At 65.3% G+C, this 13,164-nt stretch carries 11 protein-coding genes and 1 tRNA gene; 7 read left to right on the plus strand and 5 right to left on the minus strand.

Going from position 1 to position 13,164, the window contains the following annotated elements:
- Positions 1–483: 483 nt before the first annotated feature.
- Positions 484–903, minus strand: coding sequence for an Hsp20/alpha crystallin family protein (locus H0P51_RS27265; RefSeq protein WP_180915880.1), 420 nt, complete (start codon positions 901–903; stop codon positions 484–486).
- A gap of 164 nt (positions 904–1,067) precedes the next feature.
- A tRNA-Ser gene (locus tag H0P51_RS27270) sits at positions 1,068–1,154 on the minus strand.
- 62 nt (positions 1,155–1,216) lie between these two features.
- On the opposite strand from H0P51_RS27270, the gene H0P51_RS27275 reads away from it, so the two are divergent.
- Positions 1,217–2,194, plus strand: coding sequence for an NAD(P)H-quinone oxidoreductase (locus H0P51_RS27275; protein ID WP_180915881.1), 978 nt, complete (start codon positions 1,217–1,219; stop codon positions 2,192–2,194).
- Positions 2,195–2,270: 76 nt separating this feature from the next.
- On the opposite strand, the gene H0P51_RS27280 is transcribed toward H0P51_RS27275, so the two are convergent.
- Positions 2,271–3,467 (minus strand): cysteine desulfurase-like protein, encoded by a 1,197-nt coding sequence (locus H0P51_RS27280; protein WP_180915882.1) that lies wholly within the window; start codon positions 3,465–3,467, stop codon positions 2,271–2,273.
- 130 nt (positions 3,468–3,597) lie between these two features.
- Here H0P51_RS27280 and H0P51_RS27285 point away from each other — a divergent pair, with 130 nt between their 5' ends.
- The 5 genes from H0P51_RS27285 to wzm are packed head-to-tail and all read left to right on the plus strand — an operon-like array spanning position 3,598 to position 8,688.
- A complete protein-coding gene (locus tag H0P51_RS27285; RefSeq protein WP_180915883.1) occupies positions 3,598–5,565 on the plus strand; it encodes a DUF6541 family protein in 1,968 nt (655 codons plus the stop codon).
- 3 nt (positions 5,566–5,568) lie between these two features.
- Entirely contained in the window at positions 5,569–6,123 is a 555-nt protein-coding gene (locus H0P51_RS27290; RefSeq protein WP_180915884.1) for a bacterial proteasome activator family protein, read from the plus strand.
- A 3-nt stretch (positions 6,124–6,126) separates the two neighbouring features.
- Positions 6,127–6,954, plus strand: coding sequence for a galactan export ABC transporter ATP-binding subunit Wzt/RfbE (gene wzt, locus H0P51_RS27295; RefSeq protein WP_180915885.1), 828 nt, complete (start codon positions 6,127–6,129; stop codon positions 6,952–6,954).
- The gene (gene glfT1, locus H0P51_RS27300) at positions 6,947–7,861 is read left to right on the plus strand and encodes a galactofuranosyltransferase GlfT1 (protein WP_180915886.1); all 915 of its coding nucleotides are present in this window, start codon (positions 6,947–6,949) and stop codon (positions 7,859–7,861) included. Before wzt ends, glfT1 begins: the two co-directional genes overlap by 8 nt.
- Entirely contained in the window at positions 7,858–8,688 is an 831-nt protein-coding gene (wzm, locus tag H0P51_RS27305; RefSeq protein WP_180915887.1) for a galactan export ABC transporter permease subunit Wzm/RfbD, read from the plus strand. Before glfT1 ends, wzm begins: the two co-directional genes overlap by 4 nt.
- A gap of 17 nt (positions 8,689–8,705) precedes the next feature.
- Here wzm and H0P51_RS27310 read toward each other — a convergent pair whose 3' ends face one another.
- Complete coding sequence (locus tag H0P51_RS27310; RefSeq protein WP_180915888.1) at positions 8,706–10,097, minus strand: PPE family protein; 1,392 nt, start codon at positions 10,095–10,097, stop codon at positions 8,706–8,708.
- 124 nt (positions 10,098–10,221) lie between these two features.
- Positions 10,222–11,400 carry a PPE family protein gene (locus H0P51_RS27315; protein ID WP_180919261.1) on the minus strand — a complete coding sequence of 393 codons (1,179 nt, stop codon included), beginning with the start codon at positions 11,398–11,400 and terminating at the stop codon, positions 10,222–10,224.
- A 548-nt stretch (positions 11,401–11,948) separates the two neighbouring features.
- Between H0P51_RS27315 and H0P51_RS27320 the strand changes: the two genes are divergently transcribed.
- Entirely contained in the window at positions 11,949–12,785 is an 837-nt protein-coding gene (locus H0P51_RS27320) for a class I SAM-dependent methyltransferase (RefSeq protein ID WP_180915889.1), read from the plus strand.
- The last annotated feature ends 379 nt before the right edge of the window (positions 12,786–13,164 follow it).

Below are 13,164 nucleotides of genomic sequence, written 5' to 3' on the forward strand. Positions count from 1 at the left end.
TGAGGTGCCGACAGCGCCCACGGTATGCCCCGGGGTGGCGAGCTGACCCGCTCGTCTCCGTCGTGATGACATCACCTCCTTCTGCGCAACGCCATCTGCTGAATGCCATCCGCTGAATGCGGCCACCCGTTAGTTCCGGCGAGCTGCCGCAGGCCCGGAGGGCTGCGCTGCACGGCATCGATTCGATGTGCCGGTCCCCGCCGCGGTCTGACCGCTAAGCGGCAAGACCGACCAGCACGCCGGGACGCATCCAGGGTGCATCCGGTCGCTCGTGGTACCGGTGGCCGGCAGAGCAGGCTTCGCTCCGCTGCGCACAGGATGGCATCGACCTCGGCGATCAGCGCGATCACGGCCGGGTCATTCGCGATCGGCACAGGCTGCTGCGCTGGCGCCGCGACGGTTGCGCACAGTGTTCCCGGCGCCGTCCATGCTGAGCACTGCGGCATCACTGACCCACCTTCTGTCAGGATTCGGACTGGCTACTCAGGCGCTAAGCGCGTGCTGTTTCTGGTTGCGGCTGACCGTGATCTTGCGGGGCTTGGCCTTCTCCGCAACAGGGATGCGCAACCGCAGCACACCTGCGTCGTATGAGGCCTCGATGCGCTCGGTGTCGAGATTGTCGCCGAGCACTAACTGCCGGGAGAACACCCCTCGCGGCCGTTCGGTGGCCAGCATCTCCTGGCTGGAATCCACGTCTGGCCGTTCAGCCCGAACGGTCACCACGTTGCGCTCAATATCCAGATCCAGCGAGTCGGGGTTGATACCCGGCAAGTCGAACTCGACGACGAACCGCTCACCCTCGCGCCAAGCGTCCATCGGCATCACCGCCGGCCGCGCCGCGGTGCCCGGAACCTGCTGAGTGAAGCGATCGAGATCGCGGAACGGATCGCTACGCACCAACATGGTCGCCACCTCCAACACTCCAATCAAATTCGTCGCGGATAGGAAATCTGTGCCAAGTGACACACTTTTTATATAGCGCGACAGTGAGCATCTGGCAAGTGATTGGAGGGAGATTTTTGGCAATCTCAGGCAATGCGGGCAGGCACTCATAAGACCCGCGGCTGCGGTGGCGGAGGGATTTGAACCCCCGGACGGTTTTAGCCGTCTCTCGCTTTCAAGGCGAGTGCATTAGGCCGCTCTGCCACGCCACCGCCGATAAGGGTAGCGGGCGAGGCCAGACTCCAAGGCGCGCAGACCGGGTAGCGTGGCCTTCATGCGCGCCATCGTCGCCGAATCCGCCGAACGACTGGTCTGGCAGAACGTGCCCGACGCATCACCAGGCCCCGGCGAGGTACTTATCAAAGTGGCTGCCGCCGGCGTCAACCGCGCCGACGTGCTGCAGGCGGCGGGCAAGTACCCACCCCCGCCGGGAGCCAGCGAGATTATCGGCATGGAGGTCAGCGGCACCATCACCGAAGTCGGCGCCGATGTCACCAAATGGACTGTCGGACAAGAGGTTTGCGCACTCCTAGCCGGAGGCGGCTACGCGGAGTACGTCGCCGTTCCAGCCGGACAGGTGCTGCCAATTCCCTCACCCATCGGCCTCGTCGACGCCGCCGGGATCCCCGAGGTGGCCTGCACAGTGTGGTCGAACCTGGTGATGACCGCCCACCTCAGCCCAGGCCAGCTGGTGCTACTGCAAGGCGGTGGCAGCGGGATCGGCACCCATGGCATCCAGGTGGCCCGCGCCCTCGGCGCGCGCGTGGCCGTCACCGCCGGCTCGGCGGAGAAGCTGGACTTCTGCAGAGAGCTCGGCGCCCAGATCACGATCAACTACAAAGACGAGGACTTCGTAGCGCGCCTCGCCAAGGAGACTGAAGGCGCCGGCGCCAATGTGATTCTCGACATCATGGGGGCGGCCTACCTGGACCGCAATATCGATGCGCTGGCTATCGACGGACAGTTGATCGTTATTGGCATGCAGGGCGGCGTCAAGGCCGAACTCAACCTGGGCAAGCTGCTAGCCAAGCGGGCGCGGGTGATTGGCACCACGCTACGCGGCCGGCCGGTGGACGGGCCGAACAGCAAGAGTGCGGTCGCCGACGCGGTGACCACATCGGTTTGGCCGATGTTTGCCAGCGGGGCCGTCCGACCGATCGTCGGCGCCCGACTGCCCATCCAACAGGTCGCGGAGGCTCATCAGCTGCTGGTTTCGGGTGGGGTCACCGGAAAGATCGTGCTGACCGTCTGAGCTTCTCGGCGAATGTGGCGCCGCGGCGAGATCGAGCCGTCGCAAATCGCTGCCCAGTTAGGTTCGAAAGACCAATTCAGCCCAGCGAGGCCAGCGCTCGCACCAACTGGTCGACCTCGGCCATCGTCGAGTAGTGCGCCAACCCGACCGTCACCGCGCCCCCGATGTCGTTGACGCCCAGCACGTCGAGCACCCGCGAACCGGCGTTGGCAATCGCTAGAATCCCGTTGTCCGCCAACCGCTGCACCACCCGGTCGGCCGGCACTTCGTTGACCGCGAAGCTGATTACCGGAATCCGCGCCTCCGGGCGGCCGAGCAGGATCACCAACGGTAGCGACCGCAGCGAGGACATCAGGTAGTCGTAGATCCGGTTCAGGTACGCCGACGCCGAATGCATCGACACCGACAAGCGTTCCCGCCGGCTGCCACGTGCGGACTCGTCCAGCGACGCCAAGTACTCCACGCTGGCCACCACGCCGCCCAGCAGACCGAATTGGTGTACACCCAACTCCAGGCGGGCCGGACCCGTCGCGTAAGGATTGGTCGACACCGAGCCGAAGGTGTTCATCAGCGCCGGGTCGCGGAACACCATCGCGCCGATCGGCGGGCCGCCCCACGCCACCGCGTTCATCGTCACCACGTCGGCGTCGGTCTCCTTGAGATCGAACAACCGGTACGGCGCCGCGGCGGAATGGTCGACCACCACCAAGCCGCCGACGTCGTGCACAAGTTTGGTCATCGCGCGCAGGTCGGTGACGGCACCCAACGTTCCCGACGCCGACGTCACCGCGACCAGCCGGGTGGACTTGCCGATCAGACTCTCCCACTGCCAGGTCGGCAGCTCCCCGGTCTCAATGTCGACCTCGGCCCACTTGACCTTCGCGCCGTACAGGTGCGCCGCGCGCAGCCACGGCGCGATGTTGGCCTCGTCGTCCAGCCGGCTGACTACCACCTCGTAGCCCAGGCCGGCACGCGCGGACGAAGCCTCGGCCAGTGACGACAGCAGCACCGCCCGGTCAGAGCCCAGCACCACGCCGCTGGGGTCGGCATTGACCAGGTCAGCCACCGCCTCGCGAGCCGCCTCCAGCACCGCGGCGCTGCGCCGAGCCGACGGGTGCGCGCCGACCATGCTGGCCCCGGACCGGCGGAACGCCGTCGACACGGTGGTCGCCACGGAATCGGGGATCAGCATGCCGGCCGGTGCATCGAAGTGCACCCATCCGTCACCAAGCGATGGGTGCAGTCCACGCACCCGGGCGACGTCGTAGGCCATGCCAGCCACCTTAAAACTCTCGAGAGCACTCGCCGTTTTGTAGACGGGTAGACGGTAGCGGGTGCGCCAGAGACGTTCTAGCCGTTACGGCCTCCCGAGCGAGGGGCACCCGGGCAGCCATACTAGTCGAGTGAGCTTGTGCTTCGGAACGCTGATCGCATTGGTCCTGCTGATCGCACCGGGTGCCATCGTCGCACGTATCGCGCAGTTGAGGTGGCCGATCGCGATCGCGGTCGGCCCGCCGCTGACGTACGGCGTCGTGGCCCTGGCGATCATCCCCTACGGCGCGCTCGGCATCCCCTGGAACGGCTGGACGGCGCTGGCCGCACTGGCTGTGGTGTGCGTGTTGGCGACGGGCTTGACCCTGCTGCTCGCCAGGTTCCGCGATCCGCAGGCCGAGGCACTCGGTGTGAGCCCGGGCCCCGGGCTGCTGGTGGCCGCCGGTGTGTTGTTGGGTGCCGTGCTGATCGGTTGGGCCGCGTTCGCGGGCCTGCAGCACTGGCAGACCATCCCGAGCACCTGGGATGCGGTCTGGCACGCCAACGAGGTGCGCTGGATTCTGGACACCGGGCAAGCGTCGTCCACCCACATGGGTGAGCTGCGCAACGTCGAAACCCACGCACTGCTCTACTACCCGTCGGTGTTTCACGCGCTGATTGCCGTTTTCTGCCAGCTCACCGGTGCAGCGGCCACCACCGGCTACACGCTTTCCTCCGTCGCGGTCGCGGTCTGGCTGTTCCCGGTCAGCGCGGCTGTGCTGGCCTGGCGCGCGCTGCGCACCCACACCAGCGAGTGGCGCACCGCGGCAGTTTCGGCCACCGCCGCGGCGCTGTCGGCGTCGTTCACCGCGGTGCCATACGTGGAGTTCGACACCGCCGCGATGCCCAACCTGGCCGCGTACGGGGTCGCCATACCCACCATGGCGCTGATCACGTCCACGGTGCGCCATCGGGATCGCATCCCGGTCGCGGTGCTGGCACTGATCGGCGTGTTCTCCGTACACATCACCGGCGGCATCATCGCGGTGGTGCTGGTGTCGGCCTGGTGGCTGTTCGAGGCGCTCTGGCACCCCGCACGCGGACGACTGGCCGACTTCGTGACGTTGTTCAGCGTGGCCCTAACGTCCGGGCTGATCCTGCTACCCCAGTTCCTGTGCGTCACCCAACAGGAAGACATCATCGCCGGGCATTCCTTCTTGACCTACCTCAGCAAGAAACGCGGCCTGTTCGACGCTGTCTTCCAGCATTCCAGACATCTCAACGACTTCCCGGTGCAGTACGGTCTGATCTTCCTGGCCGCCGTCGGCGGATTCATCATGCTGATCAAAAAGGTCTGGTGGCCGTTGGCGGTGTGGCTGCTGTTCGTGGTGGTCAACGTCGACGCGGGGACGCCGTTTGGCGGCCCGATCGGCGCGGTCGCCGGCCTCTTCGGCGAGTTCTTCTACAAGGATCCGCGCCGGATCGCCGCGGCCACCACACCGCTGCTGAACCTGATGGCGGCGGTAGCCCTGGTGGTAATCGTCGGCGCGGTGGTAGGGCTGGCGAAGCGGCTGACCCAGCAGCGCCGCCCCATGCCGACGCGCTTCTGGGCAGCCGCCAGCGCGGCGCTGCTGGTCGCAGTCGTCCTGGGCAGCGCGTGGCACTACTTCCCCCGACACCGGTTCCTGTTCGGCGATAAGTACGACCAGGTGATGGTCAACCAGCAGGACCTGGACGCCATGGCGTACCTGGCTAAGCTGCCCGGTGCCCGCGACACGTTGATCGGCGACTCCAACGTCGACGGCACGGCCTGGATGTATGCGGTGGCCGGGTTGCACCCACTGTGGACGCACTACGACTACCCGGTGCAAATGGGTCCGGGCTACCACCGCTACATCTTCTGGGCGTTCGCTCGCAGGGGCGACAGCGATCCGCGGGTTCCCGCGGCGATCAAAGCGCTGAACATCCGCTACGTGCTGGCCAGCGGCCCGACGGTGCGCGGGTTCAAGATCCCCGACGGGCTAGTCTCACTGGACAAGTCGCCGTACTGGACGATGATCTACGACAATGGCGGCGCTCAGATTTACGAGTGGCACGGCTACGCGCCGGCGCGCTCGTAGGAAATGTGCACAAGGACGGTGATGGGGTTGAGTGACCGACATGACGAGCCCGATGTTGACGATGTCGAGGTTATCGGCGGCGTCGATCCGCGCCTCATGGCGATCCGGCAAGCCGAGGACGACGACTCCGACGAACAGTCGCTGACCGATCTGGTCGAGCAGCCGGCCAAGGTCATGCGAATCGGCACCATGATCAAACAGCTGCTCGAAGAGGTCCGCGCCGCGCCACTCGACGACGCCAGCCGCACCCGGCTGCGGGACATCCACGCCAAGAGCATCAGCGAACTCGAAGACGGTCTGGCACCAGAGCTGCGCGAAGAACTGGAGCGGTTGACGCTGCCGTTCAACGAGGAAACACCCCCGTCGGACGCCGAGCTGCGTATTGCGCAGGCCCAATTGGTCGGTTGGCTGGAAGGGCTATTCCACGGCATTCAGACGGCGCTGTTCGCCCAGCAGATGGCTGCGCGCGCGCAGCTTGAGCAGATGCGTCAGGGCGCCCTGCCGCCCGGGATGGGCAAACCCGGCCACGGCGGCCACAGCACCGGACAGTATCTGTAAGCCGTGTCCAGCGGTCCGCATATCGAAACACGCGACGCGTGGGTGGAGTTTCCTATCTTCGACGCCAAGTCACGGTCGTTGAAGAAGGCCTTCCTGGGTAAGGCGGGCGGCTCTATCGGCCGCAACGCCTCCAATGTCGTGGTCATCGAGGCGCTGCGCGACATCACTATGTCGCTGGAACTCGGTGACCGGGTCGGCCTGGTCGGGCACAACGGCGCCGGGAAATCGACACTGCTGCGGCTGCTTTCGGGCATCTACGAGCCGACCCGCGGCTGGGCGAAGGTGACCGGGCGGGTGGCGCCGGTCTTCGATCTGGGGATCGGGATGGACCCGGAGATCTCTGGCTACGAGAACATCATCATCCGTGGACTGTTCCTCGGGCAGACCCGCAAGCAGATGCTGGCCAAGGTCGACGAGATCGCCGAATTCACCGAATTGGGCGATTACCTGTCGATGCCGCTGCGCACCTATTCGACCGGCATGCGGGTGCGGCTGGCGATGGGAGTGGTGACCAGCATCGACCCGGAGATCCTGCTGCTCGACGAGGGTATCGGCGCGGTGGACGCCGAGTTCCTCAAGAAAGCTCAGTCCAGACTGCAGAGTCTGGTGGAGCGATCCGGAATCCTGGTATTCGCAAGTCATTCCAACGAATTCCTGGCCCGGCTGTGCAAGACCGCGATGTGGATCGACCACGGCGTCATCAAGCAACGCGGTGAAATCGAGGAGGTGGTGCGCGCCTACGAAGGCGAGGACGCCGCCCGGCACGTGCGCGAGGTACTGGCCGAGACACGCCGCGATGATCTGACTCAAAGAGCTTCTGGCGGTGAGTGATTCCGTTTTCGCCGTCGTGGTAACGCACCGGCGCCCCGAGGAACTCGCACGCTCTCTGGAGGTCTTGTGCAGTCAGACCCGCCAGCCGGACAAGCTGATCGTCATCGACAACGACGACTCCGGCGACAGCCGGGTGCACTACCTGGTGGCCGGGCAGGAAATCCCGCAGATCTACCTCAACTCACGCCGGAACCTCGGCGGTGCAGGCGGTTTCGCGTTGGGAATGCTGTTGGCGCTGGCCCATGGTGCCGACTGGATATGGCTGGCCGACGACGACGGACACGCGCAAGGCACCGACGTGCTCAAGACGCTGATGGCTTGCGCCGACAAGTACGATCTGGCCGAAGTGTCGCCGATGGTATGCAACATCGACGAGCCTGACCTGCTGGCGTTTCCGCTTCGTCGCGGCCTGGTATGGCGCAGGCGCGCAAGCGAATTGCGCACCGAACCCGGGCAGGACCTACTGCCTGGTATCGCATCGCTGTTCAACGGTGCCTTGTTCCGGGCGTCGACGCTGGAAGCGATCGGTGTGCCGGATCTTCGGTTGTTCATTCGCGGCGACGAGGTGGAGCTGCACCGCCGACTGGTGCGGTCCGGGCTGCCGTTCGGCACCTGCCTGGACGCGGTCTACCTACACCCTTGTGGCAGCTCGGAATTCAAGCCGATTCTCGGCGGTCACATGCACACCCAGTATCCCGACGATCCGAAAAAGCGGTTCTACACCTACCGTAACCGCGGCTACGTGCTGTCCCAGCCCGGGCTGCGCAAGCTATTGCCGCAGGAGTGGGTGCGGTTCGCCTGGTTCTTCCTGGTGACCCGCCGCGACCCTAAGGGCCTGATGGAGTGGGTGCGGCTTCGCCGGCTGGGACGACGGGAGCAGTTCGGACAGCCGGGAGGTTCGGCATGACATTCTTCGACGCCGCTGCACAATCCAAGACCTTCGGCCGCGCCCGCAGCGACCTGGTTGACGGCTTCCACCGCCGCGAATTGTGGCTGCATCTGGGTTGGCAGGACATCAAACAGCGGTACCGGCGTTCGGTGCTGGGCCCGTTCTGGATCACCATCGCCACCGGTACCACCGCGGTGGCCATGGGCGGGCTGTACTCCAAGCTGTTCCACCTCGACCTGTCGGTGCACCTGCCCTACGTCACGCTCGGGTTGATCATCTGGAACCTGATCAACGCCGCAATCCTGGAGGGTGCCGACGTCTTCGTCGCCAACGAGGGTCTGATCAAGCAACTACCTACGCCGCTCAGCGTGCACGTGTACCGACTGGTGTGGCGGCAGATGATCCTGTTCGCGCACAACATCGTGATCTATATCGTCGTCGCGATTATCTTTCCCAAGCCCTGGTCGTGGGCGGACCTATCGGTGTTTCCGGCGCTGGCGTTGATCATGCTCAACTGCGTGTGGGTGTCGCTGTGCTTCGGCATCCTGGCGACCCGGTACCGCGACATCGGCCCACTGCTGAATTCGGTTGTGCAACTGCTGTTCTTCATGACACCGATCATCTGGAACGACAGCACACTGCGGCAGCAGGGCGCGGGCGGCTGGTCGAAGATCGTCGAACTCAACCCGCTGCTGCATTACCTCGACATCGTGCGGGCGCCGCTGCTGGGCGCGCATCAGGAGTTGCGGCACTGGGCGGTGGTGCTGGTGCTGACCGTCATCGGCTGGGCACTGGCGGCGTTGGCGATGCGGCAATACCGGGCCCGGGTGCCGTACTGGGTCTAACCGTCACCAGGCCAGGATCAGGCTCCGCCCCACCGTGGCTGGGTCGGGTTCGGTGTCGGTGCATGCCGCGCGGCTACGTGGACCGCATGCACACCCGGTTTGCCGGATAACTGCGCCAACAGGCTTTCCAGGTTCGCCTTGTCGGTATGCCAGTGCTGCACAGACTCCGGTTCCGCCGACAGCTCAGCGAGCACGCGGGTGAGTTTCTCCGAAGTCTTGTCCCCTTTCTCCTTGTCTTCCTCCTGGTCGCCGCGCTGGCCGTCTTCGTCGTCGGCTGAATCGGGGCATTTCGGTGCCGCATCCTTTTTCATCGAGTTTCGGGTGGCGGCCGCACCCACTGCGCCACCGGCCGCGGCAGCCAGCCCCATCCGCCCCAGCAGGCCGCCGTAGTCCGCTACCGCCAGCGGAGCACTACCCGCACTGGTTCCCTGCAGGACGGCAGCGGCTAGCCTGACCTCCGGAGTCGCCGCCGCCCAACTCGGCGGCACCGATAGCGCCCCGGCGGTACCCGCACGCCCCAGCTCCGCCGACACCGTCGACACTGCGACAGGCGCCGACGCCACCGGCGGGTAGGGCACACCGGGAAGGATGGGAACCGGGACCTGCCCGGTACTGAAACCTCGGGTCAACAACGAATACCCCAGAGTGCTGCTGACCAGAGCATTTCTCGACGGCAGGGATGCCGAAGCGGGGAACTCGTAGAACTCCAGTCCCTTTTCGATCGGAGACAGCGAGCCGAACGGATTGACCACGTCGCGCAGCAGGATGGATTCCCAAGAAGAGAGCGACGACGATTGAGCGGGTGCCGCCAGGCTTTGCAGCGACGAAGGTATCGCGGTCATCGATGCTGTCTGCGTGCTCGCGGCAGTCGATTGCGCGGCCGACGCATCGGTGGTCTGCGGCGGCGGAGCGAACGGATTCAACCGAGTGGCGGCCGCCGACTGTCCGGCATAGCTGTACATCGCGGACGCGTCCTGTGCCCACATGTCGGCGTATCGCGCTTCGGTGGCTGCGATTGCGGGCATGTTCTGCCCGAGAACGTTCGTTGCCACCAGCGCCGCGAGTTCGGCGCGGTTGACCTCGATCACCATCGGAGGAACCGTTGCGGCATAAGCTGTCTCGTAGGCGGCCGCCGCTGCGCCGGCCTGCTCGGCGGACAGCTCCGCCTGCACCGCGGTGTCGGACAGCCATTCCACATACTGACCAACCGCGGCCGACATCGCCTCGGATGACGGGCCACGCCAGTTCGCGGTCATAGCCGAGATGACCGCGGAGTAGGAATCCGCCGTCGACCGCAGTTGGGCGGCCAACGCTTCCCAAGCCGCCTTGGATGCCAGCATGGACTCGGCCCCTGGGCCCGCGTACATGCGGCCCGAGTTGACTTCTGGCGGCAATATCCCGTAATCCATTGTCGCCCCGCTAGCGCGCTTGGGTCAGGTCGGGAAGTTCGGTCGCCCTGCGGTACTCGGTTCTGGTGGCCTGTATCCGGTCTCGGTGCGGCAGCGAGTGGCCTGCTTTGCGTCGTAATAACATTCAGTCCTCCGGGATGACGATGATGGTGGCCGTGGTGGCCGAGGCTCCGGGGACCACCCCGAAACCTGGGCTGATGGGATGCGCTGTGGTACCGGCCGGGCCGGCAACGGACCGCCCCAGTAGGCCCGACAGCGCCATATCGCTGAGCAGCCCGCCCTGGCTTTCGGCGGCCGCGGCTGCGGGTGCACCGTCAAGTCCGGTTCCTGGCAGTGCGGCAGCGACCGTCCTGATCGCCGGTGCTGCGGCTGTCCAGCCCTGGGGCACCGATAGATGACCGACCAAGTCGGCCTGACCTGTCGCCGCCGATACCGCCGCGCTCATCCGGATCGCCTGCGCTGCGGGCGAAGTGGCGGCACCGGCTATCAAACCCTGCTGACCGAGGGCTTGAGCGTAGGCCGTCTGCATGTTGAAGTTGTTGAACGGCGCAAGGAAACACTGAATGGCTAAGTCGTAGAAGGCCCCCAATGGGTCGTAGAGCTTGGTTGGAGTAAAGGGCCCGATAGTGAGGTTGAGAAAGCTTGACGCCAGCGTCTCGAATATCTCCGCCGGAGTGAACGACAAACCGGTAGCGGTCGCGGCGGGACTCGCGACGCCTGCCAACGGCTGCGAGGCGGCCTGCGAAACCGATGAAGTCAAGGCCGGGGAGGCGGCGGCATTGGCATTTGCCACCGCGGCAGTCTGCCCCGCCGCCCCGCCGGGATTCGAGGTGTTCGGCGGCGAGCTGAATGGGGTCAGTTGCGTTGCGCTCGCCGACGCACCGGTGTAGCCGAGCATCGCCGCGGCATCCTGGGCCCACATTTCGACGTACGCGGCTTCGGTGGCGGCGATCGCCGCGCTGTTCTGACCCAAGAAATTGGTTGCAATCAGCGCCATCAGCAGCGTACGGTTCGCAGCCACCACCGTGGGCGGAACCGTTGCTGCAAAGGCGGTCTCGTATGCCGCCGCAGCCAACTTGGCCTGGGCGGCGGTTTGCTCGGCCTGGGCCGCCGTATCACTCAGCCATACCGTGAACGACTGCGCGGCAGCCGCCATCGCGGTCGATGACGAGCCGCGCCACCGGGGGCCAAGCTCTGAGACCGTCGAGGAATAGCCCGCCGCCGCGGACCGCAATTCTGCGGCCAAGGCTTCCCATGCGGTCGCGGTAGCGAGCATCGGCCCGGACCCTGGACCCGTATACATGCGCCCGGAATTGACCTCGGGCGGCAGCAGCGCGAAATCGAACAATCCCTGACTCCTCGATGAGCAGTGCTCTCCCCGACCCGATTCGCGGACATGATCACACGCTCTCCTGGGAGATTGAGACGAACGGCGGCGAGGAAACCGCGCCCGGATCAAGGCGCTCGCGGGCCCGCGCGGCCCCGAAGGTACGGCACAATGTGCCTTAACCACGTTGTCGCTCAAAGTGTTCGGGCACCGGACGGGGGATCAGGGGCACCGCACGATGCGAATGAATCCACCGATCCGCGGCTGTACTGGTACTTGACTATCGGTTGAAACGTCCAGGATTCTTTCAGGATTCGCTAAGCCGCTTCACGATCAGAACCGAAGCAGGCTCTACAACCATTAACTGTGTGCGGCACCATGGACCTGGGTGCGACGCCACGGACCATTCTGCCCTGACAACCGCCACACCCTTCAACGTCGTGGTCGTGAGCCGAAACGCGAGGAGTGCAGCAATTGCCCGGTAACCGGATCGCCGCTGTAGCGGGTAACTGGCGCACCAGCGCATGAACCAATCCCGCCCCGACAAGGTCGACGCCAGCATGCTCAGCGGCGTGTCGGAGACAGCACTGATGACCCTCAACGGACGCGCCTTCCAGGCCGGCCATCCAGATCCGATCATCGACGATCCGATGGCTACCAGGCTCGTCCAGTCCATCGATTTCGATTTCGCGAAATTCGGGCGCCACGGCCAGGAGATGGCATTGCGGTCACTGGCGGTCGACAAATGCGCGCTGGCCTACCTCACCAAGCATCCTCAGGCCACCGTCGTGGCACTGGCCGAAGGTTTCCAGACCAGCTTCTGGCGGCTGGACGCGGCATTGCCCGATGCCCAGTTCCATTGGGTGTCAATCGACCTGCCACCAGTGATCGAGTTGCGACGACGGCTGCTGCCGCACTCGCCCAGGATCACCGAGATAGCGCAATCGGCCCTGGACTTCAGTTGGACAAACGACATTGACACGCGCGAGGGCGTGTTCGTCACCGCCGAGGGCTTGCTGATGTATCTGCAGCCGTCCGAGGCGCTGGGCCTCATCGCTGCCTGCGCGAAGCGCTTCGCCGGCGGTCAGATGTTCTTCGACGTGCCACCGACCATTGTCAAGAGGGTGGCACGCAAAGGGCTGTGCTCGTCCAGGCATTACCGGGTGCCGCCGATGCCATTCAGCCTCTCGCCGGGTCAATTGGCCAACCTGGCCGGCACCGTCCCAGGTATCCGTGCGGTGCACGACGTGCCGATGCCCAAGGGGCGAGGCTGGTTTTTCGGGACGATGTATCCCGCGCTGTGGCAGTGTCCGCCGATTCGGCCATTTCGGGGCGCCTACACCCTGCTTGAATTCGGCTGACGGGTTCGGCGGCACGCTCGGTGCCGAGATTTCGGCTCGGTCAGCCGGAAAAGACAGACTATTGTCCATCTTGCGCAAACGCCGAACACGCTGTCGCCCAGGGGCGTTACGCTCCGCCCACATTCTTGCGAGGTTGGCAAGTAGGGCGAATAGGAGAGCTAGATCGTGTACCGATCGGCCCGGCGGCAGGTGTTCGCCGACGACTTCGAGACCTGTCCGGTCGCGCCGGTGTTCGCAGTCGTCCGACTCGACCAGCCGCGACCAAAGCGTCAGCTTCAGTCAAATTCGAGCGGCCACCGCGATCACGCGTTGAGCACCGCGACCGACGACGTTGTGTCGGCCGAATTCTCTCGCGACCGGCGACAGCGACGTTGCCTAC

Origin of the sequence: Mycobacterium vicinigordonae, from assembly GCF_013466425.1 — a bacterium.
GTDB lineage: Bacteria > Actinomycetota > Actinomycetes > Mycobacteriales > Mycobacteriaceae > Mycobacterium > Mycobacterium vicinigordonae.

Bases quoted from the DNA above. Each gene is read 5' to 3' on its own strand.
- H0P51_RS27280 (WP_180915882.1), bottom strand. From the start codon at position 3,467: ATGGCCTACGACGTCGCCCGGGTGCGTGGACTGCACCCATCGCTTGGT.
- H0P51_RS27315 (WP_180919261.1), bottom strand. From the start codon at position 11,400: ATGTATACGGGTCCAGGGTCCGGGCCGATGCTCGCTACCGCGACCGCA.
- H0P51_RS27310 (WP_180915888.1), bottom strand. From the start codon at position 10,097: ATGGATTACGGGATATTGCCGCCAGAAGTCAACTCGGGCCGCATGTAC.
- wzm (WP_180915887.1), top strand. From the start codon at position 7,858: ATGACATTCTTCGACGCCGCTGCACAATCCAAGACCTTCGGCCGCGCC.
- H0P51_RS27265 (WP_180915880.1), bottom strand. From the start codon at position 903: ATGTTGGTGCGTAGCGATCCGTTCCGCGATCTCGATCGCTTCACTCAG.
- H0P51_RS27290 (WP_180915884.1), top strand. From the start codon at position 5,569: ATGTGCACAAGGACGGTGATGGGGTTGAGTGACCGACATGACGAGCCC.
- H0P51_RS27320 (WP_180915889.1), top strand. From the start codon at position 11,949: ATGAACCAATCCCGCCCCGACAAGGTCGACGCCAGCATGCTCAGCGGC.
- H0P51_RS27275 (WP_180915881.1), top strand. From the start codon at position 1,217: ATGCGCGCCATCGTCGCCGAATCCGCCGAACGACTGGTCTGGCAGAAC.